A 20,855-nucleotide genomic window follows, 5' to 3' on the forward strand; every position below is an offset into this window, starting at 1 on the left:
TGGTGCCTTTGTCGGGGTCGGCACTTCTTGTAAGACTTTAGAACTCCAACCGAAACGTGGCGCCGGTTTCGACCGACAATGCTTCGATCCGCGCGCCAGCCTGATCAAGTATCGCCGCGACGATGGCCAGCCCCATTCCGGTCCCACCTGCATCCCGTCTGGTTGTGAAGAAAGGTTCCGCAATGCGCGCACGGTTTTTCTGGGAAATCCCGCTGCCATTGTCCGCTATCAGCAGGCTGTTTGAGATGATATCAAAGGTCATTGTCACTTCGGTCGCGCCATGTTGCAGCGCATTCTGGAAAAGATGATGCAAAACGATCTGACCTTGGTCTTTCGATAGCGGAAGGCATGTATCCGGATCAACCTGCAGATTAACCTCTAGCTCGGAAAACTCGATTGAGGCTGCCGCAACCATGTCGCTGAGCAGCGTAGGTGTCCGGTCAGTCTGAACACTTACCCTGGCCAATTCACGCATCCTGCCAAGAAGCGCATTCATGCGCTGACCTTCTTCCTGAATGTTGGACACCAGCTTTTTGTACCTGTCGCCCGCCATATCCGGATTACTGTCGGCCAGCAGTTCCGCCGCGCCGATGATGGCGGTGACGGGGGATTTCAGCTCGTGTGTGACATGGGTTGTGTAGGTTTCGATTGCCGCGGACCGCTCGGACAAAGTTGACGCCATGGATACAACGTTGTCACCCAAATCTGCCAGTTCCTGAACGCCGTAATGGGGCACTGGGCTCGGGACTTGTTTCACCCCGCTTGCAACATCTCTGCTCTGTCTGCTGAGGTCATGGATCGGGCGCGAAATAAGGCGCCACAGAAGCGCGCCAACCAATGCGGCTGACAGCACCATAAAAATCGCCAACAACCCCAGCGTATATCGTTCCTGAAACAGGAATTTCCGCAGGTCCATTGGTGTTCGCGACAGGTAAACGGCGCCGATAACGCGGTTCTCCAATACAACGGGGTGGGCCACAAAAACCCGGTACGAGGTGTCCCGGCTTAGGGAATTCATCACATGTCGTTTGGTCTGATCGTCCCGGTATCGCAGCAGCGTCCCGGTATCGCCGCGCAAAGCTTGCGCAACCTCGGGGACATGCGCGAAGGACCCTGCCATGGATCCGCTGCCGGCAATGATCTGACCGGAGTGATCCAGGAAAAGATAACCTGAAAGCGTGGTTTTCTTGGCCTTCGCGGCCAGATGCGACAGCTCGTCGGATATTTTGGCATAAGGCCGATCAACCTCGTCCGACGCGGTCACCGGGTCTGGGCGGGGGGGTGATACCTGTCCGTGGAACAAATCTAACTTGGGCGGAATCGGGTGATAGTCCTGCGCAAGAAACGCGATGTGTTCTGGGGACATCTCGTGCCCAACCTGCGGTGAGGGCTGATGTTCAGCAAAGGCTTTGGCATAAACCTCGGCGAATACAGCGGCCTGCGCCAGCAGACTTCTCTCGGTTTCCCGCGCGAATTGATTGCTGGACAACCGGGCCCCTAACACGCCGACAATTGGCAAAGCCACGAGGCACAGGCAAACCATCGAGATCACCAAGGCCAGTGATGGGCGCCATTTTCGCGTGACCTTCAGCACTGACAGTTGCCTAGCTTTACCCCAACCCCATGAACGGTCTGGATTAGTTCTGGATAGCCAAGCATGCGTGCTTTTTGACGGATGTTGCGGATGTGGCTGTCTACCGTGCGACCAGAGAGATATGTGTTTTGCCCATAAACCAGCTCAATCAGCTGCGACCGCGAAAAGACCCGGTCAGGCGCTTTTGTCAGGATCGCCAACACCGCGAATTCGATACCGGTCAATTGAACCTCGGCATCTGCAAGGGTGCAACGATGGGCGGTCTCGTCCAGACGCAAATCCTGATAGATCGTTGATGTGTCTTTCGGGGTTGGTAGAGCCGCTCGCGCCAGAATGGCTTTGATCCGCAGCACCAGCTCGCGCGGACTGAACGGTTTGGTGACATAGTCATCCCCACCGGTTTGAAAGCCCAGAATGCGGTCAATCTCCTCATCGCGGGCCGTTAGAAACAGGACGGGCACCGACGATGTCCGACGTAATTCCCGACACGTATCCAGCCCGTCCATATCCGGCATACCGATATCCAGCACAATCAGATCGGCGGGGTGATCTGAAAAACGCTCCAGCGCGTCCAACCCGGTTGCGGCTTCTGTCGTTTGAAACCCCGAGTCCTCCAACGCAAAGCGTACGACATCGCGAATGCGGGCATCGTCATCTACGATAAGGATGTGGTTCGCCATGGGTGTCTGCCGTTGAATTTGCTCTGTTGTGTCGATCACAGATCACACTGCCGTCGGCCCGGTCAAGTGAGACGACGGGCTGATGTTGCTGCCGTGGCACGCGCCAGTTGATATCACCATCCAGCCACCACGCGTCAGTTTGCAGTTTGTACGGAACCCCCCTCATGCCGGTTTCCTCCGCAGACCGGTCAGGCGCAGGGTCGCAAGGGCCAGAAGGGTCAATATGCCAAACAGTGTTTGCGGCTCAGGGGTCGAGGACCCGCTGAACCCGGTCTTGGGGTAGGCTGCAGCACTAACACCCGCGACCTGAGGCAAAGGCACGGCAGTTTTCTGGGCTGGCAAGCCGCTTTCGTTAACGATGGTTTTCGAGACGGCGACAAAGGATGTGTACCGCGTTTGCAGGTTGAATCGCATCCCCAGATCGGCAATTTGCGTCTTCAATGTGTCCTTGTCACCAGCTTGCACCGCGATAGCGCGCTCCAGATCCGCAATGCGTGACCGGGCCCAGGTTAGCGGGATAGAGGCACCTTCCGACTGATCGTCTTCAGAGTCGGATTCCGCCGGTAACTTCAGCGACAAGGGCATCGCAGCCTTGCGCCCTTGTACCAGACCGTTGATCTGCACATTTGCCGGTCCGCCGCCGTTGTAGCGGGCCAACACACGTACCGATCCGCCATCAAATAGGTCGGGGACGCGCTGCGGGACCACGTCGGTGACTTGCAGTTCTCCCCAGTCGATCGAGATATCCGTCAGAACCGGCGATATAAGATCGCGGGCAAGGGTTTCGGCCACATCGTCAGCGCGATCTGTCGGATCGACATAGCGCGCATAGCCGCGTCCTTCGTCGGCCATGGCATCAAGCAGATAGCGGTTGACCGCTGTCCCCACACCAAAGGCATAGACGCGGGCGTCGCCGATCTGCCTGCGGATCGTGCGCAACACTGTCGCTTCGTCGCCGATATAGCCGTCGCTCAGGAAAACAACGACACGCAAGGTATTGTCCGGTCGCCGTGTTGCGAATGCGGTGCGGATGGCATTGTCAATCTCGGTCCCGCCCGAGGCGCGCAGATTTCGCACAAACCGAAGCCCCGCCTTTGTATTGCGCTCAGTTGCAGGAACCGCATCGGTGGAGAACTCAGATGCGTCCGAGGAAAACCGGATCACGCGGAAGTAGTCCTCGGGCCGAAGTCCCTTGAGGGCGGCTTGCATGAACCGTTTGCTGGCATCCAGCGGCGCACCGCCCATGGACCCGGATGTATCCAGAACAAAAACAAGCTCGCGCGCGGTGATCTGATCAGGGTCGGGGATGTTCGAGGGTTCAATCATCAAGGATACAAAACCACCACGCGCATCATGATGGGACAGGACGCCCGCAGTCACATCTTCACCACCCAGTTCATAGCGCAGGATCACATCTCGGTTGTCGATGACACGTCCGGACAGAAAGCTTGCCTGAATCGAGTTCTCTGCCTGCTCGGTTTTAAGATCATGGGTGGGGCTGGTCAGGCTAGATACCGGAATGGCGGCTTCAAGGGTTACGTCTAGCGACACGCGGTCCATGTCGATCTCATCCGGGATCGTCAGACCCACAACTGGTGGATAGTCCGGCACTTTGGCGACCTGCCAACCACCACTCGAGACATTTGCATCAATCACCAGATCGTCGGACCCATAGAATTCTTCGGCGGATGGGGATCCCGGGGTGCTGCCTTCGTAGCGGGGCCCGACGACTAGCGGCAGAACAAGTTCATAAGCGCCATCGATTTTAGGAACCGCCTGAACGTAGCTCAGGGTTACGGTGATGGGCTGCCCGGGCATCAGATTGGCGATGTTCTGCGTGAACATATTGGGACGGTGCTGGGTCAAAAGCGCTGCGGCCTTACCAGATTCTTCCGCATTTTTGAACGTCTCTTCCGCCTCGGCCGTGTGTTGGATCTGGGCCTCAACCATCTCCTCGCCCACCTGCATCTGCATGGCATAGATCGCGGCTTTTTGGTTCAGTGGAAACAGGTATTCCGCCGACATCGGTGCATCTGACGGGTTGGCAAAAACCTGACGAACCTGAACAGTTGCCAGATCCCCCTGAATGTCCACACTCAGGTCCGATTTCAGCAGGGGCATGTCCATTTGCCCGGAAGCGCTCGTCCCGATGACACGACCAGCAATCTCATCCGCGGTCTGAGCGTGAAGGTGTGATGCCCAAATCTCGGGCAACATGAGAAACGAGAGCGACACAATCTGACGTATCATAAGTCGGTTCCTTTGATGTTTTGAATGTCGAGCGCAGCAAGCGCCGCTGCGTCCAGGTCGCGGCGTAGTTTGGCGTCCAAAGCCCATGGCGTGATCCGTTGAATGCTGCTCCAGGTTCCGTTGGATCCGTTCATCCAGCGCCAGATCGCTTCGCCAACGCTGGGTGTGACCTGCCCGGACTGCGCCACGTAGCTGAAGGCGACCAACCACTGGTCCCCCTCAGGTCCGGTGGCCTGGTAGTAGGCGCTGGGAACGCCCTCGTAGCGGGTGCCGAGGAAACGAACCGCGTAGCCCAGACCGCGCAGGCAAATTTCCGGGGCATGCAGATGCCGCAGCGGTGCGCGGGTGCTGACCACGTTCAAGCCCAAGGGACCGAACTGAACTTTCCGCGCCTGTCCGCCGTAGGTTTGGAAGTAAGACGTCTCGATACTTGTCAGCGGGACGTCGTCGGCCACAAACCCCTGAACCTGACTGGGAAGGATCGGCGGCGTGACCGATGCCGAAACGTCCACCGGATCAGCTTTTGTTGATATGATACCCAAGCTGCCCGCAAGACAGGCCAGGCAGGCTGACGCTCGGATCCATTTCGGCACAGCCGGTGTTTTGGGCCTTTGCGGTTGGGGGCGGACAGGATTGGAGCTGTAGGGGCGGTAGAATAGGGCAAAAGGCAGAACTGTTAGCCCAAGCGTCAGCAACCCGATGGCCGAATGCATTGGCTCGGACATGACATCCAGATCATGCGCAAGACCAACAGCCAAAAGCGAAATCCGCAAACTGTTGCCGATCGTTGCGCTTACAAGCACGGCAAAAAGGCTGAGGATGCCCACATGCCAACACGGACGCATCACTGCGTTCTGTGCCACCACAAAGGCCAGCGACAGCAACAAACCTGACGCGCCGGAACATGGAAGGTCCACCAGAATGTCGCGTTGTTCCAACGTGATCCGAACACCATCACAGATCACTTCGGAGAACAGAGGTTTAAGTATTTTGCAGGATAGGTCCGCCGACACCATTTGCAGCGGAAATCCCATCGTGCGCTGCAAAACCATCTCGGTGGGCAAGGAAAACAGAAAGAGCGCCGCCATCCAGAAAGGTGACGGCGCAAAGGGTCTATGGTTTAGCCGCAAAAGGCCAACCAGCGCAAACACATCAACTGCAAGGGCCAGTGCGCTTAGGATGTTGATGGCCAGAACCTGCCCAAGCAACCGGACCAACGCCGCCAGAAACAGAAGCAGTAAAACGGGCGCTTTTGCACCAGCTGCGACGGGCTTGCCACTCAGTAAACTGGCGACGCCAAGACCAAGGATCAGAACGACGTAAACATAGCCGTAAGATCCGTAGGCCGGGCTGACCCAACTTTGGAAAAGCCATTGCAGCGGTTGTGCCGCCAGAATGAGTGATGCTGCGGCTAACGCGGACCAGGCAAGGGTATCAACGCTCAAATATCTCATGTCGTCTGGTGTGACGACCAGATGCGCACTTCCCCGGTCCGAGTCGTGCAGATTTTGATGAGAAACGCGTTATCTCGCGTGTTTTGAGTTTGCTCACCGACCCCGTGAAATCGGTCGGGCCGCGCGGAAGTTGGTGCGTTTGGAGGAGTAAAAGAATACGCCCGCCAAAATGGCGGGCGTACAGATTCTACAAAGCGGGGCTCAGATCTTGTACAATTCGTACAAAACGCGCTTAGCGGCGGATGCCCAGCTTTTTAATCAGGTCCTGATAGCGTGCTTCTTCTTTGCCCTTCAGGTAGTCCAGCAGCTTACGACGCTGGGCAACCATCTTCAGCAGACCGCGACGACCGTGGTTGTCTTTCTTGTGGGTCTTGAAGTGCTCGGTCAGGGTGGTGATGCGCGAGGTCAGGATGGCAACCTGGACTTCTGGCGAACCGGTGTCGCCGTCCTTGGTGCCGAATTCTTTCATAACGCGTGCTTTTTCGTCGGCAGTAATCGACATCGGGGTCTCCTTTAAAGGTTAGCGTGAATGGCGCAGGCCGGGATGTCGTCCAGCACAGGCCCATGGAGAAAACCGCACCGATTCCGATGCGGATGGGCGCGTATAGGCGCTTTTACAGGGAATAGCAAAAGGATTCTGCGGGCTCAGCCGGTCTGTCCGTATTGCGTTAGTTCAGCCTCTGATATCAGCTGAATATCAGTGCTTGTTATGCCTTCCGCGCCGTACAGATGCGCCACTTCCTGACCGTTGACCAGGACACGTGTCAAATTGGCATTCTCGTTATCGGTTTCAATCTCGATATCCGGGTCAATCGGATCGTCCCATGTGATCAAAAGCTTGTCCTGACCCGGTTGGAACCCCATGACCGCGACCTCTTCGTCATCCTCATCAGTGTCCAATATGATATGGTCACTGCCCTCGCCACCGGTTGCGACATCGCCGCCTTGGGCCAGAATCGTATCATCGCCCGCGCCACCATTCAGGAAATCGACCTGCGGCGCGCCGTTCGCATCATCGCCGTACAAAACGTCGTTTCCATCACCGCCAAAAACTACATCTGCGCCCGCGCCACCGGCCAAGGTGTCATCGCCGAAACCTCCATGCAGCGCGTCATCCCCCGCACCGCCAGCCAAACTGTCGTTGCCCTGTCCGCCATAAAGCGCATCTGCGCCTTCGCCGCCGTCCAACTCATCTTCGCCAAGGTGACCATACAGACTGTCATCACCGTCATTGCCGACCAACAGATCATCACCCGCGTCGCCATGCAGGACATCGTCGCCGTGCCCGCCTGACATCAGGTCAGCGCCCTCGCCTCCATGCAATACGTCGTCACCACAGCTGCCGGAAATGTCGTCATCGCCCCCATATCCATTGATCTGATCGTCGCCATCCCGCCCGGTCAGGACATCCACACCATCCGTCCCGGCAATGACAAGATCGCCTTCAAATTCTGAGATTACAGCGCCAGTCGAGGGGTCTTCTGGTTCGGATGTTTCGGGTTCCTCAACGTTCTCACCGGCCTCAAGCAAGTTCCCTTCGGAAACGTCTCCTGATAAATCATCTTCGTGTGAGTCCTCTGCCCCATCTTCGTCGGCGAGAAACATATCGCTCATCGCGTAAGCCGCGCCACCTACAGCGGCCAATCCAAGCAATCCGGCCAGAAACATTTGAACCCTCCGAAAGCGTGCTGCCCCGAGGGTGAAATATCCCATGTCTTCAGGCCTTTGGTCAAAGACTGGCTGAGGTTGTGGTTAACTCTTTGTCACCACTCCCAGGGCTCGGGTTGCTGCGTGTACGCTATGTATAAAGGGTGTTTGGGGTGCCCGTCCTTGGTCAGGCCCAGATGAAACAAGGGCTGTTTGGTGCCGCGAAGCAACTGTTCAACTGATGGGCCGCGCTCAAGATGTGCGCCATGGGTGCCCCAAGCGGCAATGACCTGATCGGCCCAGTGCACACCGTCCAGAATAGCCGTATCATTTTCCGGTCCCACCGGATCGGCTGCGGCGCGCATTTTGCGCGGATCGGTATCGCGCCAAGCAAAGATATTGGTGACCTGAAACGCCCCGAATCCAAGCGCCCGCGCCCGCCGTTCGCAGCGTTCCACTGTCGGGTCATTCTGCACCTCGGTTGCCGTGGATGGGTTTAGCATCACGAACAACGCTCTGCGACCTTGCGGGTCCCAAACTCGGGTCAGGCTATAGCGGTATTTCTCGCAATCGGAATAGACAGCGGTTGAGGGCGCATCGCCCTTGGTATGGGTGCGGGTAATCATGAGATTCGCCTAGCACGGCTGTCAGCTGACGAACACCCGGCTGGGATGCAATTCGCCTGATTTGTAGATACCCACCGCCACGGCCTGACCGTCCAGCGAGGCCCAGGCTTCGTCGCCATATTCCACGTCCGAGGCCAGAACCATGCCTGGGTTGCCATTGCGCAGACGGGTGGCGCCCTCGGGCGTGCACTTCAATTCGGGTAGGTCGGTCAGGCCTGTTTCCAGCGGATGAAGATACTCGTCCAGCGCGGTGGTTTTGGCCATCTCGTCGATCTGCTCGATGTTCAGACCATCTTTGGCCTCGAACGGGCCGGACCAGATACGGCGGAGCTCGCGGACGTGGCCGTGGCATCCCAGCGCAGCGCCCAGATCACGGGCGATGGACCGGACGTAACCGCCTTTGCCGCAGGTCATTTCCAGAACGACATGATCGTCATCAAGGCGGTCGACCAGCACCAGTTCTTCGACCCACAAGGGGCGGGCGGTCAGTTCCACGTCTTCTCCGTCACGGGCCAGCTTGTAAGCGCGCTGGCCGTCAATCTTTACGGCGGAGAATTTTGGGGGAACCTGCATGATTTCACCTATGAAAGGCGACAGGGCTTGCTTGATGTCATCATCGGAAGGCCGTGCCGCGCTTTCGGCAATCACCTCGCCCTCGGCATCGTCGGTATTGGTCGCCTGACCCAGACGAACAGTGAATGTGTAGGCTTTCAGGGCATCGGTGATGTAGGGAACGGTTTTCGTGGCCTCGCCCAATGCCACGGCCAGAACGCCAGTTGCTTCAGGATCCAGCGTACCAGCGTGTCCAGCCTTCTTGGCGTCCATCGCCCAACGCACTTTATTGACCACGGCGGTCGAGGTCATGCCCGCAGGCTTGTCCACCACCAGCCAACCGGAAATGTCGCGACCCTTGCGTTTGCGTCCCATCTTGCACCTTGAATCTTGCTGAGGCGCGCGACCTATCGGATCACATGTGCCCTGTCAATTTCAGGGCACGTCTTCGACAACGCCAACAATCGGACCCAGCGAAAACCCAACATCGGAACGGTTCGCAGCGCGGTCGTAAACGCGTGAGATATTGCCGTCAAAGAACAGCGCATTTGGTGTTTCCAGCACGTCTCGAAACAGGCTGCCAAACTCGTGGAAGGTCACGTAGTCTTCTGAAATGGCAAAAACCGCGCGCGTTCCGTCTTTGCTGGTCCCAACGCCATTGCGGATGTAACGAGAGGTCGAATCGAGCAGGAACCGTGGGTGAAGCTCTCCATCGATCACCAGCATCGGGCCGGATTGGCTGGCGAAGCGGCATTCCGGTGCTTGATCGATGAAATCCAGCGTCTCGAACACATCGGCACGGCCCTCTCGGATGCAGAAGACACCGTTGGGCAGCAGGCCGAAATTACCCGGACCGGGATTTGAGATCACGCGCATGACCTCCTGCCCGTCTTCGACATAGTGGCCGACGGGCGAGCGGTCGTCGTGATACATGCCCGCATTCATTGCAAAGGCCAAGCGCTTACCTGTTGGCTCCAGCGTTTCATTCACGGATGAGAAATGCCCTAACAGTTCGTCGTTTTCGTCCTTCAGGAACAGGCGCAAGTCTTCAGTCGCGGCATCCACCTCGCAGATGGTGTACCGCTTATCCTCGTGAGTCAGTTTTTCGCAGGTGACTGCCGAGGCTTGCGCCGCCCAGAAGACAGCGCCCAGAACTATAAGCGTGCGGATCACTCGTCCAGATCGCGGCGCACCGCGTCCTGATCGAACATCCGGCGAGTGTCATCCAGACGGTCGAACGTGTCATCCAACCGGAACCGCAGATCGGGCGAGAATTTCAAACCAACCTTTTTGCCGACCATGCGCCGCAATTCGTGTTTGTTACGGGCCAGCAGCTCAATCACGTCCTCCTGCCCTTTGCCACCCAATGGCAGCACATAGGCGGTTGCGATCTTCAGATCGGGCGAGGTGCGCACTTCACCTACGGTGATCGACATGCGGTTCAGGTCGGGGTCGTGGACATCTCCGCGTGCCAACACTTCGGACAGGGTGCGGCGGATCAGTTCGCCGACACGGAGCTGTCGTTGGGACGGGCCGGGGCCATCGTGGAATTTGTTCTTAGCCATAAACCCCGATCTAAGCGCAAAGCGGGGCTTTGCCAAGCGGCCCCGAACCGGGTAGGAGGCTTTGAGCCGAATTTGACAAGAAGGACCAGCGCAATGACCCATATTCCGGGGATCGTCATCACAGGGGCTTCGGGCCGTATGGGGCAGATGTTGATCAAGACCGTGACTGACAGCGACCGGGCGCGACTGGCCGGAGTAGTCGAGCGCGAAGGGCATGACTGGATCGGTCAGGATGTGGGCGAAGCTATAGGCGGTCAGGCACTGGGCATCACTGTGACCGACGATCCGCTTGAGGCTTTTGCACAGGCACAGGCGGTGATCGATTTCACCGCCCCTCAGGCGACACTGGAGTTTGCGGCGCTGGCGGCGCAAGCGCGCTGTGTGCATGTCATCGGCACCACTGGCATGACGGACGAACAGATCGCCGCGCTGGAACCAGCCTCGCGCCACGCTGTGATTGTGCGGGCCGGGAATATGAGTCTTGGGGTCAACTTGCTGGTGCAGCTGACCAAAAAGGTCGCGGCCGCACTGGATGAAGATTTTGATATCGAAGTGATCGAAGGTCATCACCACCACAAGGTTGATGCACCGTCAGGCACGGCACTGATGCTGGGCGAAGCGGCTGCCGAGGGGCGGGGCGTTAATCTGGCCGATGTGTCGGACCGGGGTCGCGATGGGATGACCGGAGCCCGCAAGCGCGGCGACATCGGGTTTCACGCCATCCGCGGTGGCGACATTGTCGGAGAGCATGATGTTCTGTTTGCTGCACCGGGCGAACGGATCGTGCTGCGCCATCTGGCCACCGACCGCGCCATCTTTGCCCGCGGCGCGCTGAAGGCGGCGCTGTGGGGGCAAGGCAAGGCTCCGGGTCAGTATGACATGGTGGATGTATTGGGGCTGTAAGCGCTCCTAGAGATATGTAGCCAATACAATAAAAATCACAAATGCGATTACCCAAAAGAGCATCGCTGTTATGAGTGATGCCCCCTGCAACAATAGTAGCCTAAACATTTTTGCGTTTGGGATTAGCGGTATAGCATTGGGCATATGAGGGTCATGGCATCTTTCAACCATGAAAAAGTAATTCGCCGCTCCATATGCATTGAGCAGAAGCCGTCTGCGAGTCGGAGGGATGCCCCGTGCCTTGGTCCAAAAATCAATAAATTCATCTTTGAAGTTAAATATTGGGAAAATCGAAGCGAGAAGAATCATAGCGGCCCATGATGAGAGAGTCATGACAACCACAAATCCGATCATGATAAGAAACAGAGTAATCAATTTCGTTTACGGTTCACTATTGTAAGATTGCGTTTCTATCCTCTAAAGGCCGCCAGACCGGGCGGTTTCGCGCCGTCCTGTTCTACCTTCGAGAACAGCAGCCCCAGCCGCTGATCCCATGTCGGGTACTGGCCTGTCAGGGCAAAAGTAAGTCGTTCGGCCCCGATGGATATGCCAAGGGGTGCGACCTCTCCTGCAATCACAATTTCTCCGATCTCGGTCCAGTTGGGTGATGGCGGATAGGTGGCAGGCGCGGGCTCATCTGTCTCGCCGGCGCGATAGTAGACACCCATGGTCACGAGGTAGTCCTCGCCAAAGCGGTCCGGAAAGAAATATCCCGAAGCATCGCGCGCGGCCAATGCTTCGACATCGTCCCGCAGCAGAACTTTTTCTGGGAAGGGCAGGCCCATTTCGTCCAGAACAGGTCGCATATCGGTGGATTGCGGGACACTGACAAAGGCAATGCGCGCGGGGTCCAGACCAAGGTTGCCAGTCAATATGCGCACCATCAGGCGTGTGGCGACCTGACCATCCGTGCCGCGGGCTAGGTGACAGCCGATTTCGTGAAACAGGGGCAGAATGTCAGCACGGCTCTTTTCCGCGATATCCCCAACACGGGCTAAGGGCTGAATAACAAAGGCCTCGTTTGGCAGGGCAGATTGGTCAAAATCATGTCTCAGCCCACCATTGTAAGCATCATCCCCGGTGACAATGGACAAAGGCTGGGTTTCAGCAAAACCGAGATCTGAAAACACGTCTTTGAGCCTGGCGAGTGTTCTCTCAAACGCCGCCTCAAAGTCCGGGTTCGGATCGATATTTGCATTAGTAACGCCTGGAAGGACTGCACCAAGCGTGGCTGCGGTGCCCAATTGCACAGCTCTGCGTCGGTTCAATTCCATGTCGCGGCCCTTCTTTTAGTGCATCTACGGTTCCATCTCAGACTATCGCAGAAGATTGGAGCAGATGTTAAGAAATTCTGAAAACCCGTTGGCAGGCCTAGGGCGCGGTTTTCAGATCAGGTTTTGACCGGGCCCGTTTAGGCGGCACCCAAATGCCGATCGACCATCCGCTGCACTATAGGGGCAAAATGGGAAAAATCGGGGGTCTCCATGTTGGCGCGTTTTCCAGCTTCGTCCAGATACCGCACCTGAATGATCTCTTTCAGGTTCGGATTTGCCTCGAACTCGGTCACTTCCTCGGCGCTCATCGGTCCGCCCTGTAACTCTAATGTGTGGACCGATGCCTCGGACAAACGGCTGAAATACTCAGGCTTGGTGGCGCACAGGTAGCGTTTGGCCGCGACATGATAGCGGCAACAATCGGTGATGACGGTTGGAAAGAACTGCTCTAGCACATCTGCGCCTGCGTCTTCGTGATGGCGGTCTTCGGTATCGTCCGGGTGATAGGTGCCGAACTCGGACGTGAAATGCCCGATGTCGTGCAGCAGGGCACCGACAATGATCTCTTCGGGCATCCCATTCTGCTCGGCAATAGTTGCACCTTGCAGCATGTGTTCGGCCATGGTCACTGGTTCGCCCAGATATTCCTCGCCGCCGCGACGGTCGAAGATATCTGCGATGAAGGCCACGATATTGGCGCGGGTCAGGGTCGAAGAGTCGGGTTTCATTCCGCCGCCTCCGGCTGCGTCGTTTCCATTGCCGCTAGAGTGGACAGCAGCCCGTCCTTATCGGCATAGCATCCCTGCAACCAACGTGTTCCCGAGCCGGAATAGCCCAATCGCGCGTGCAAGACACGGGTGTTGTCAACGATGAAGCTTTCGCCCGGTTCAAGCTTGAACGACACGCCCATGTTTGGGTCGTCGATAATCTCTCCCAACTGGCGATAGGCGGCGTAGTAAGCCTGCATCTGATCGAAGGGCACATCTACAAACGGTGCGGATGAACGGTTGTTGAACCGGATGCCGATCAGCTCACCGTCAGGCGAAAGCTCGATCATAGGGCGCCGCGAGCGCAGGCAGACACCGCCCGAACCCTTGTATTCGAAACGGGCGGGATAACCTGCGAGCAGATCAAACCCTTGGGGATTCAGCTCATGCAGGCGCTGGGCGGCGCGAAAGCCATCGACGACAATAGAATCGCCACCTTCTGCCGAGTTTTCAAGGCAGTATAGGATCTGCAGAGTTGGCACCGGATCGCGATAGGGGTTGTCGGTGTGGGCCTGCAACCCGAGGCCGGTATAGGCTAGGTTGGTTGGGTTCACCTCGGTCCGGACTTCGAAATAGGGCCCATAGTTGGTTTCGCGCACATAACCGAACAGATCGGTCATCTGCAGCAGAGACTCCGGATCGGTGGGGCCGCCGGTCAGCTTGGCAAATCCAAACTCTGCAACAGCGGCCAGCCAGTCGCGTTTGGCGGTCGGGTTGGTGTGTACGTCGGACCAGTCGGCGCTGGGCGCGTCAAAACCACGTTGCCACGTGGTCAGACCGGGCGTGAGCCAGCCGTTTTTTTGCACCCTGTCCCAGTCATAATTATGCGCGGCCAGCCAATCGGCAGGGAAGGTGACCGTTTTGCCTTCGGGTTGAAACGTGACGCTCAGATCGCCATTGCTGATCGTGGCGGCGCTGACGGAAATATCGGTTGGGATATCGCCGATTGTGATCAGGCGTTGGCCATTTCCGGGTGCGCGGGTTTCAGGGTCAAGCGCGTTGTCGCGCAGCCAGATGGCGTGGAAACGAGCCTGGGTATCGGTGTCGAATTCAACAGTCACGACCGAGGCATCAAAAGTAGCGGAGCGCAGCATTGGGGATCTCCTGTTCAGCGCGGGCTTTGCTTGAGCAAATACGTCCCTTGTGGCATTACGACAATTAATCCTTCTTTCTGCTGAGGGATGGAAAATCTAATGGCTGGGAAAAAGACTGGACTGCCCCCGCTGGACTGGCTGCGCGTATTCGAGGCGGCCGGGCGGCTAGGTGGATTCTCCGCAGCGGCGCGAGAGTTCGGCCTGACGCAAGCGGCAGTCAGCCAGCGGATCGGCAATCTTGAGGCATGGTTGGGTCGGTCCCTATTCGTGCGCGAGGCGCGCGGCGTGTCGCTGACCGTTGAAGGCGAAAGCTATCTGCCGTTGGTGCAAGACAGCCTGCAGGCCTTGGAGCGCAATACTGAAGAGTTGTTCGGAAAATCGCCCCGCGCGTTACGAGTGGCGGCGCTGTCGTCACACATTCACGCGCTGGTATTGCCCTGTCTCGCGCGATTTCAGGAAACGCGCCCCAACGTGCGGGTAATGACCGACTCGGTGGCGCGACGGTCGTCGCTGGACGAAGAACGCACGTGGCTTCAAATCCGCTACGGGCGCGGTGCTTGGCCCGGCCGGGATGCAGTATTGATCGCGGATGAAGTGTTGGTGCCGATGGCCGCCGCGGGGGTGTGCTGGGGTGCCCCGCTGATTGACGTACGGGGGGAAAGGCCGGGGTGGCAGGACTGGTCCGTTAAGGCCGATCAGCCGGAGCTGCCGCAATCAAGCGTCAGTTTCGATTCGATGGAACATGCATTGACGGCGGCGCGGCTGGGGATGGGTGTGGCTCTGGGGTCCGTTCCGTTGGCCTCGGATGGCTTACAGGCTGGGCGCTTGCATAGGCTGGACTTGCCGGACTTAGAAACCAAGGATGGCTATTGGCTGACCTGGCCTGAGGAACGGGCAAAATCCAAAAAGCAGCGCGCACTGATTGATGATTTTCTGCAAGCCTTGCGCGGTTGACCGATCAGAAGTCGATCGCCAGCCCTTTTTTCTCCCAATCGCCATAGCGGGCAGGGTCCGGGCCATCACGTCCGCCCAGTTCCTTGGGCAGTTCCTTGGCCTGGGCTTTGGCTTTGCGGCGACGCTCTTCAGCCTCGGCCAAGGCGCGCTGAGCGGCGGCGGGCAAGTCTTTGGGGTCGTCACTCATGACATCGGGTTCCTTTCCGTCCACCGCCTTGATATACGCCCCCGTCCGCCAAAGGCAATGCGGATCCAGGTCACATGAAGGCGGTACCATGTCTAACAGCGCAACAGCAGCGCGGCGCAGCGCAATCTACCTGCTGGATCAGATTCTGGGTGAGGGTCGGTTGCTGTCTGAATGCCTAGTAGCGGGTGCGCTGGACCGTTTGCCCCCGGAAGACCGCGCCCGGGCGCAGCGGCTGGCGCTCGAGACCCTGCGGGGGATAGAGCGTGCCGACCGTCTGCTGGAAAATCACCTGAACCGTGCTCCCGCTTTGACCGTGCACAACGCCTTGCGACTTGGTGCGGTTGAGCTTTGCAACGGTGAGGCAGCGCATGGCGTGGTGAATTCGATGGTCGAGATCATCGGACGGTCGCGCAAGCACGGGCGGTTGAAAGGGCTGGTGAACGCGGTATTGCGTAAAGTTGCCGCTGAAGGGCCGGAAGCCTGGCCAAAAATGCGGGTGCCGCGCCTACCAGAGTGGCTGCGCGACCCACTGGTTGCAGCTTGGGGACCCGAGGCTGTTGGAGGCATGGAGCAAGCGCACTTCGCGGGTGCGCCACTGGATCTGACCTTGAAACCGGGCCGTGATGCTCCGGCTGGTGAGACGCTGCCAACCGGATCGGTGCGATTAATCAATGCAGGGCAAGTCTCGGCCCTGCCGGGATACATTTCCGGAGACTGGTGGGTTCAGGATGCGGCGGCGGCTTTGCCGGTTCAGATCCTGGCCCCGAAGGTTGGCGAAACAGTGCTGGACTTATGTGCCGCGCCGGGGGGCAAGACACTGCAGCTGGCGGCAGCTGGCGCCGAGGTCACGGCGCTGGATATCTCAGAGGCGCGGATTGAACGCGTGCGAGAAAACCTTGCTCGGACCGGGTTGAGCGCTCAGGTGGTTGCAGGCGATGCGCTGGATCATGCTGGACAATATGATGCGATCTTGCTGGATTCGCCCTGTTCTGCCACGGGCACGATCCGGCGTCATCCCGATTTGCCGTTCGCCAAGGATGGATCGGAATTCGGCGATTTGATCGATCTGCAGTCCCGGATGTTGGCACATGCCTGGACGTTGCTAAAACCCGGCGGGCGGCTGGTCTATTGCACATGCTCCCTGCTGCCTGACGAAGGCGAAGTTCAAATCGAAGAGGCGCTGCCGCAGTATCCGGACATGAGCGTGGATCGCACGGCGCTGAACATACCCGGTATCGAAAAAGACTGGATCACCGAAGAAGGCGGTCTGCGGCTGCGACCGGATTATTGGCTCGATCACGGCGGGATGGATGGGTTCTACATCGCCTGCCTGAACAAATCCGCCTGACCGCACGCTTTTCGATGACTTGACGATCGGCGCGGTCTATCGTTGGTTCAAGCGCCAGCAGAGCGCAAGGGGCAGAGTAACAAGCGTCATGTCAAATCCGGATACCATGACCAGTCGATGGATGCGGTTTCAGAACCGTTTCTATGCACGCCTGAGCCAACGGCAAAAGGCTGTGACGGGCTTTGTGGCACAGCCGGAACCGCGCAGTGTTGGCGCCTTTGCGCGGGGACGGCAGCTTGTTGCCGGTAACCTTCTGTTCGCCGGATATCTGGTCGAAGCGCAAGACACAGGGTTGTGGGACGTCGCAGCCCCAAGCGCTGGATTTGATGAAGAACGCCACGGTTTTGCGTGGCTGGATGATCTGGCCGCTGTTGGAGACATGCGGGCAAGGGAAAAAGCACAACGCTGGGTCTGGGGCTGGATCGAGGCGCATGGTCGCGGTCACGGGCCCGGCTGGGAGCCTGATCTGACCGGACGGCGAGTGATGCGTTGGATCAACCACGCAATCTTTCTGCTGCGCGGTGTTGACGAAAAACAAAGCAATCAATTCTTCGGAGCGCTTGCACAACAAACCTGGTTTTTGTCGAAACGCTGGCATGCCGCGACACCGGGACTGCCCCGGTTCGAAGCCTTGGCGGGTCTGGTACAGGCAAGTCTTGCGTTGGAAGGGCTTGAGCAGATGGCGGATCCGGCCCTGCGTGCGCTGGCGCGTGAATGCGACAGGCAGGTAGACAAGCACGGCGGCATTCCAACGCGCAACCCGGAAGAACTGCTCGAAGTGTTCACGCTGCTCAGCTGGACTTCGTCCGCGTTGAATGAATTGGGACGCGGTACGCCCGCAGCGCAAGCCAATGCCATCAAGCGGATCGCGCCGACCTTGCGCAGTTTGCGTCATGCAGACGGGGCACTTGCACGATTCCACGGTGGCGGGCGCGGGGTTGAAGGCCGGTTGGAACAGGCTCTGGCCGAAAGCGGTGTGAAGTTCAAGGCCGCGACCGAACTGCCGCTGGGCTACGCCCGCCTCGCTGCTGCGCGAACAACAGTCATCGTCGATGCCAGCACACCACCTTCCGGCGCAGCGTCGCTGAATGCCCACGCCTCGACACTGGCATTCGAACTGACATCCGGACGTCGTCCATTGATCGTGAACTGCGGATCAGGTGCGAGTTTTGGTGTGGAGTGGCGTCGCGCCGGGCGGGCGACCCCCTCGCATTCCACGCTATGCCTAGATGGCTATTCCAGTGCCCGGCTGGCCAATCCCGTTGCAAGCAGCGAGCACCAGGCGCTGATGGATGCGCCGGAGGACGTTCCGGTCGAATTCGCCGACGCGTTCGAAGGGATCGGGTTCATGGCCGGGCATGATGGGTATGCAAAGGTTTTTGGCCTTACACATGCCAGAACATTCGAGCTACGATTTGACGGGCGCAAACTGGCCGGCGAAGATATCTTGGTGACGGCGACAGACAAAGCAAAGCGGCAGTTCGACAAAGCCATAGACGCATCTGGCCTGTCAGGCCTTGCCTTTGACATTCGGTTTCATCTGCATCCTGACGTGGACGCGGCGGTCGATCTGGGCGGGGCGGCGGTGTCAATGGCACTGAAAAGTGGCGAGATCTGGGTATTTCGCCATGATGGCGTTGGAAAGTTGTCTGTTGAACCAAGCGTTTATCTTGAAAAAGGACGTTTAAAGCCACGCGCGACAAAACAGATCGTTCTATCCGGGCGCGCGATGGAGTATGCGACGCGCATCGGGTGGACGCTGAGCAAGGCACAGGATACAGCCTATGCCGTGCGCGATCTGCACCGGGATGAGCCCGAATTCGACTGACGCCAAAAGGACCCTTGGACCCATGACCGACTTTCACCCCGTGCGCCGCGCGTTGCTTTCCGTTTCCGACAAGACCGGATTGATCGAGCTGGGAAAGGCGCTGGCCGAGCGCGGGATCGAGCTGCTGTCGACCGGCGGGACCGCTAAGGCGCTGCGCGATGCAGGGTTAGAGGTCAAGGATGTCAGCGAAATCACCGGCTTCCCCGAGATGATGGATGGCCGGGTCAAGACGCTGCATCCCATGGTACATGGCGGCCTGCTGGCGCTGCGGGACAATGATACGCATGTCGCTGCGATGAATGAACACGGTATCGGTGCAATCGACCTTCTGGTGGTGAACCTCTACCCGTTCGAGGCGACCGTCGCCAAAGGTGCAGACTACGATGAATGCATCGAAAACATCGACATTGGCGGCCCGGCAATGATCCGCGCAGCGTCCAAGAACCATGCATTTGTGAACGTGGTGGTGGATGTCGAAGATTATTCCTCTCTGCTGGATCAGTTGGAAGAGAATTACGGCAAGACCTCGCTAGGGTTCCGTCAGTGGCTTGCCCAAAAGGCCTATGCCCGCACGGCAGCTTATGACAGTGCTGTATCGAACTGGATGGCCGACGCTCTGCGGCTTGAGGCGCCCAAACGCCGCGCTTTTGCAGGTGAGTTGAAGCAGACCCTTCGTTATGGCGAGAACAGCCATCAGCAGGCTGCGTTCTACACCGACGGCACCGACCGTCCGGGTGTGGCCACGGCTGTCCAGCATCAGGGGAAGGAACTGAGCTACAACAATATCAACGACACCGATGCGGCGTTTGAACTGGTGGCCGAGTTCGACCCCGCTCAGGGTGCAGCTTGTGCAATCATCAAACACGCCAACCCATGTGGTGTGGCCAAGGCCGCGACGCTGATTGAGGCTTACAAGGCTGCGTTCGACTGTGACCGCACCTCGGCCTTTGGTGGGATTGTGGCGCTGAACCAGCCACTAGACGCCGAAACTGCAGAGGAAATCACAGGCATTTTCACCGAGGTTGTGATCGCCCCGGGCGCATCGGATGAGGCAAAAGCGATCTTTGCGGCTAAGAAGAACTTACGACTGCTGACGACCGAAGCCCTGCCGGATGTAACTGCGGCCGGCAAGACGGTGCGTCAGGTGGCTGGTGGCCTTTTGGTGCAAGACAAGGACAATGGCTTTGTTGGCCTGGACGACCTGAAGGTTGTCACCAAGAAAGCCCCGTCAGATGAGCAGATGAGCGACCTTTTGTTTGCCTGGAAAGTAGCCAAACACGTCAAGTCCAATGCCATCGTCTATGTCAAAGACGGCGCAACTGTGGGCGTCGGCGCGGGTCAAATGAGCCGCGTCGATTCGGCCCTGATTGCTGCTAAAAAAGCCGAACGTATGGCCGACGTACTTAACTTGCCACAGCCGTTGACAATCGGGTCCGCCGTGGCTTCGGATGCGTTCTTCCCTTTCCCCGACGGGTTGATGGAGGCCGCCGAGGCCGGCGCGACCTGTGTGATTCAGCCGGGCGGCTCGATGCGGGATGACGAAGTGATCGCCGCCGCTGACGAGGCCGGATTAGCGATGGTCTTCACCGGCATGAGGCATTTCCGGCACTGATGGGTTATCGGCTGTTGATCTGGGCCGGATTGGCCGCGTTTGTGATCGACCAGGTCAGTAAGTATCTGGTCGTTCATGTGATGCGCGTGGCTGATCAACTGGGAGGCATCGATGTGCTGCCGCCCCTTCTGGTGTTCAAGTACGGCGAGAATCGCGGGATCAATTTCGGCCTGTTTCAGGGCGACAGTGACGCGTCCCGCTGGGTATTGATTGGTGTTTCCATCGCCATCTGCTTCGCTGTCATGATCTGGTTGCGGCGTTCGACAGCGACAAACTTCATGCTGATATGTGGCGGTCTGTTGATTGGCGGCGCGTTGGGGAATGTGATTGATCGCATCTTATACGGCTTTGTTCTGGATTTTCTGAACATGTCCTGCTGTGGAATCAACAATCCGTTTGTGTTCAATCTGGCCGATGTGTTCATATTTGCTGGAGCAATTGGTCTGGTTTTGTTCGATGGCAAAAAGCCCTCGTGACGCGCCGATTGATATGCGATAAAAGCTGACAAAACAGGCTGGAG

The 20,855-nt window shown here is 58.1% G+C and carries 20 protein-coding genes; 6 read left to right on the forward strand and 14 right to left on the reverse strand.

Annotated features, from left to right (window positions below):
• Positions 1–37: 37 nt before the first annotated feature.
• The 10 genes from Q1B21_RS11735 to rbfA form a co-directional block, all read right to left on the reverse strand.
• Positions 38–1,594 (reverse strand): ATP-binding protein, encoded by a 1,557-nt coding sequence (locus Q1B21_RS11735; protein WP_299889559.1) that lies wholly within the window; start codon positions 1,592–1,594, stop codon positions 38–40.
• Positions 1,588–2,274, reverse strand: coding sequence for a response regulator transcription factor (locus Q1B21_RS11740; protein WP_299889561.1), 687 nt, complete (start codon positions 2,272–2,274; stop codon positions 1,588–1,590). Before Q1B21_RS11740 ends, Q1B21_RS11735 begins: the two co-directional genes overlap by 7 nt.
• Positions 2,275–2,436: 162 nt before the next feature.
• Positions 2,437–4,524, reverse strand: coding sequence for a VIT and VWA domain-containing protein (locus Q1B21_RS11745; RefSeq protein ID WP_299889562.1), 2,088 nt, complete (start codon positions 4,522–4,524; stop codon positions 2,437–2,439).
• Positions 4,521–5,978, reverse strand: a complete 1,458-nt coding sequence (gene xrtT / locus Q1B21_RS11750) for an exosortase T (protein ID WP_299889564.1) — start codon at positions 5,976–5,978, stop codon at positions 4,521–4,523. The genes Q1B21_RS11745 and xrtT overlap by 4 nt, the downstream gene beginning before the upstream one ends.
• Before the next feature lie 232 nt (positions 5,979–6,210).
• Positions 6,211–6,480, reverse strand: coding sequence for a 30S ribosomal protein S15 (gene rpsO, locus Q1B21_RS11755; protein WP_120634641.1), 270 nt, complete (start codon positions 6,478–6,480; stop codon positions 6,211–6,213).
• 143 nt (positions 6,481–6,623) lie between these two features.
• Positions 6,624–7,646, reverse strand: a complete 1,023-nt coding sequence (locus Q1B21_RS11760) for a calcium-binding protein (protein WP_299889566.1) — start codon at positions 7,644–7,646, stop codon at positions 6,624–6,626.
• Between the two features lie 95 nt (positions 7,647–7,741).
• Positions 7,742–8,251 carry a DUF1643 domain-containing protein gene (locus Q1B21_RS11765; RefSeq protein WP_299889568.1) on the reverse strand — a complete coding sequence of 170 codons (510 nt, stop codon included), beginning with the start codon at positions 8,249–8,251 and terminating at the stop codon, positions 7,742–7,744.
• A gap of 21 nt (positions 8,252–8,272) precedes the next feature.
• Positions 8,273–9,178, reverse strand: coding sequence for a tRNA pseudouridine(55) synthase TruB (truB, locus tag Q1B21_RS11770; protein WP_299079045.1), 906 nt, complete (start codon positions 9,176–9,178; stop codon positions 8,273–8,275).
• Positions 9,179–9,238: 60 nt separating this feature from the next.
• Positions 9,239–9,976 carry a phosphodiester glycosidase family protein gene (locus Q1B21_RS11775; RefSeq protein ID WP_299889571.1) on the reverse strand — a complete coding sequence of 246 codons (738 nt, stop codon included), beginning with the start codon at positions 9,974–9,976 and terminating at the stop codon, positions 9,239–9,241.
• The gene (gene rbfA / locus Q1B21_RS11780) at positions 9,973–10,368 is read right to left on the reverse strand and encodes a 30S ribosome-binding factor RbfA (RefSeq protein ID WP_085822706.1); all 396 of its coding nucleotides are present in this window, start codon (positions 10,366–10,368) and stop codon (positions 9,973–9,975) included. The genes Q1B21_RS11775 and rbfA overlap by 4 nt, the downstream gene beginning before the upstream one ends.
• A gap of 93 nt (positions 10,369–10,461) precedes the next feature.
• On the opposite strand from rbfA, the gene dapB reads away from it, so the two are divergent.
• On the forward strand, positions 10,462–11,271 hold the full coding sequence (gene dapB, locus Q1B21_RS11785; RefSeq protein ID WP_298934452.1) for a 4-hydroxy-tetrahydrodipicolinate reductase: 810 nt from the start codon (positions 10,462–10,464) through the stop codon (positions 11,269–11,271).
• Between the two features lie 410 nt (positions 11,272–11,681).
• Here dapB and Q1B21_RS11790 read toward each other — a convergent pair whose 3' ends face one another.
• The 3 genes from Q1B21_RS11790 to Q1B21_RS11800 form a co-directional block, all read right to left on the reverse strand.
• Entirely contained in the window at positions 11,682–12,545 is an 864-nt protein-coding gene (locus tag Q1B21_RS11790; protein ID WP_299889574.1) for a hypothetical protein, read from the reverse strand.
• A 137-nt stretch (positions 12,546–12,682) separates the two neighbouring features.
• Entirely contained in the window at positions 12,683–13,273 is a 591-nt protein-coding gene (locus tag Q1B21_RS11795) for an HD domain-containing protein (RefSeq protein ID WP_299889575.1), read from the reverse strand.
• Positions 13,270–14,406, reverse strand: coding sequence for a gamma-butyrobetaine dioxygenase (locus tag Q1B21_RS11800; protein ID WP_299889577.1), 1,137 nt, complete (start codon positions 14,404–14,406; stop codon positions 13,270–13,272). Before Q1B21_RS11800 ends, Q1B21_RS11795 begins: the two co-directional genes overlap by 4 nt.
• A 99-nt stretch (positions 14,407–14,505) precedes the next feature.
• Here Q1B21_RS11800 and Q1B21_RS11805 point away from each other — a divergent pair, with 99 nt between their 5' ends.
• Positions 14,506–15,360, forward strand: a complete 855-nt coding sequence (locus Q1B21_RS11805; RefSeq protein WP_299889579.1) for a LysR family transcriptional regulator — start codon at positions 14,506–14,508, stop codon at positions 15,358–15,360.
• 4 nt (positions 15,361–15,364) lie between these two features.
• Here Q1B21_RS11805 and Q1B21_RS11810 read toward each other — a convergent pair whose 3' ends face one another.
• On the reverse strand, positions 15,365–15,547 hold the full coding sequence (locus tag Q1B21_RS11810; protein WP_298934552.1) for a DUF1674 domain-containing protein: 183 nt from the start codon (positions 15,545–15,547) through the stop codon (positions 15,365–15,367).
• Positions 15,548–15,635: 88 nt separating this feature from the next.
• On the opposite strand from Q1B21_RS11810, the gene Q1B21_RS11815 reads away from it, so the two are divergent.
• From Q1B21_RS11815 to lspA, 4 genes are all read left to right on the forward strand, one after another.
• The gene (locus tag Q1B21_RS11815) at positions 15,636–16,895 is read left to right on the forward strand and encodes a transcription antitermination factor NusB (protein WP_299889581.1); all 1,260 of its coding nucleotides are present in this window, start codon (positions 15,636–15,638) and stop codon (positions 16,893–16,895) included.
• 88 nt (positions 16,896–16,983) lie between these two features.
• Complete coding sequence (locus Q1B21_RS11820) at positions 16,984–18,723, forward strand: heparinase II/III family protein (protein WP_299889583.1); 1,740 nt, start codon at positions 16,984–16,986, stop codon at positions 18,721–18,723.
• Between the two features lie 22 nt (positions 18,724–18,745).
• The gene (purH, locus tag Q1B21_RS11825) at positions 18,746–20,335 is read left to right on the forward strand and encodes a bifunctional phosphoribosylaminoimidazolecarboxamide formyltransferase/IMP cyclohydrolase (RefSeq protein ID WP_299889584.1); all 1,590 of its coding nucleotides are present in this window, start codon (positions 18,746–18,748) and stop codon (positions 20,333–20,335) included.
• On the forward strand, positions 20,335–20,811 hold the full coding sequence (gene lspA / locus Q1B21_RS11830) for a signal peptidase II (RefSeq protein WP_299889586.1): 477 nt from the start codon (positions 20,335–20,337) through the stop codon (positions 20,809–20,811). The genes purH and lspA overlap by 1 nt, the downstream gene beginning before the upstream one ends.
• Positions 20,812–20,855 lie beyond the last annotated feature (44 nt).

It is taken from the genome of uncultured Ruegeria sp. (genome assembly GCF_947504215.1).
Taxonomy (GTDB): Bacteria; Pseudomonadota; Alphaproteobacteria; order Rhodobacterales; family Rhodobacteraceae; genus Ruegeria.

What these genes read in the sequence shown, in the direction of transcription:
- xrtT (WP_299889564.1), bottom strand. Translation starts at nt 5,978, where the DNA reads ATGAGATATTTGAGCGTTGATACCCTTGCCTGGTCCGCGTTAGCCGCA.
- rpsO (WP_120634641.1), bottom strand. Translation starts at nt 6,480, where the DNA reads ATGTCGATTACTGCCGACGAAAAAGCACGCGTTATGAAAGAATTCGGC.
- Q1B21_RS11760 (WP_299889566.1), bottom strand. Translation starts at nt 7,646, where the DNA reads ATGTTTCTGGCCGGATTGCTTGGATTGGCCGCTGTAGGTGGCGCGGCT.
- lspA (WP_299889586.1), top strand. Translation starts at nt 20,335, where the DNA reads ATGGGTTATCGGCTGTTGATCTGGGCCGGATTGGCCGCGTTTGTGATC.
- Q1B21_RS11805 (WP_299889579.1), top strand. Translation starts at nt 14,506, where the DNA reads ATGGCTGGGAAAAAGACTGGACTGCCCCCGCTGGACTGGCTGCGCGTA.
- rbfA (WP_085822706.1), bottom strand. Translation starts at nt 10,368, where the DNA reads ATGGCTAAGAACAAATTCCACGATGGCCCCGGCCCGTCCCAACGACAG.
- Q1B21_RS11765 (WP_299889568.1), bottom strand. Translation starts at nt 8,251, where the DNA reads ATGATTACCCGCACCCATACCAAGGGCGATGCGCCCTCAACCGCTGTC.
- purH (WP_299889584.1), top strand. Translation starts at nt 18,746, where the DNA reads ATGACCGACTTTCACCCCGTGCGCCGCGCGTTGCTTTCCGTTTCCGAC.
- Q1B21_RS11800 (WP_299889577.1), bottom strand. Translation starts at nt 14,406, where the DNA reads ATGCTGCGCTCCGCTACTTTTGATGCCTCGGTCGTGACTGTTGAATTC.
- truB (WP_299079045.1), bottom strand. Translation starts at nt 9,178, where the DNA reads ATGGGACGCAAACGCAAGGGTCGCGACATTTCCGGTTGGCTGGTGGTG.
- Q1B21_RS11820 (WP_299889583.1), top strand. Translation starts at nt 16,984, where the DNA reads ATGTCAAATCCGGATACCATGACCAGTCGATGGATGCGGTTTCAGAAC.
- Q1B21_RS11790 (WP_299889574.1), bottom strand. Translation starts at nt 12,545, where the DNA reads ATGGAATTGAACCGACGCAGAGCTGTGCAATTGGGCACCGCAGCCACG.
- Q1B21_RS11810 (WP_298934552.1), bottom strand. Translation starts at nt 15,547, where the DNA reads ATGAGTGACGACCCCAAAGACTTGCCCGCCGCCGCTCAGCGCGCCTTG.
- Q1B21_RS11745 (WP_299889562.1), bottom strand. Translation starts at nt 4,524, where the DNA reads ATGATACGTCAGATTGTGTCGCTCTCGTTTCTCATGTTGCCCGAGATT.
- dapB (WP_298934452.1), top strand. Translation starts at nt 10,462, where the DNA reads ATGACCCATATTCCGGGGATCGTCATCACAGGGGCTTCGGGCCGTATG.
- Q1B21_RS11795 (WP_299889575.1), bottom strand. Translation starts at nt 13,273, where the DNA reads ATGAAACCCGACTCTTCGACCCTGACCCGCGCCAATATCGTGGCCTTC.
- Q1B21_RS11815 (WP_299889581.1), top strand. Translation starts at nt 15,636, where the DNA reads ATGTCTAACAGCGCAACAGCAGCGCGGCGCAGCGCAATCTACCTGCTG.
- Q1B21_RS11740 (WP_299889561.1), bottom strand. Translation starts at nt 2,274, where the DNA reads ATGGCGAACCACATCCTTATCGTAGATGACGATGCCCGCATTCGCGAT.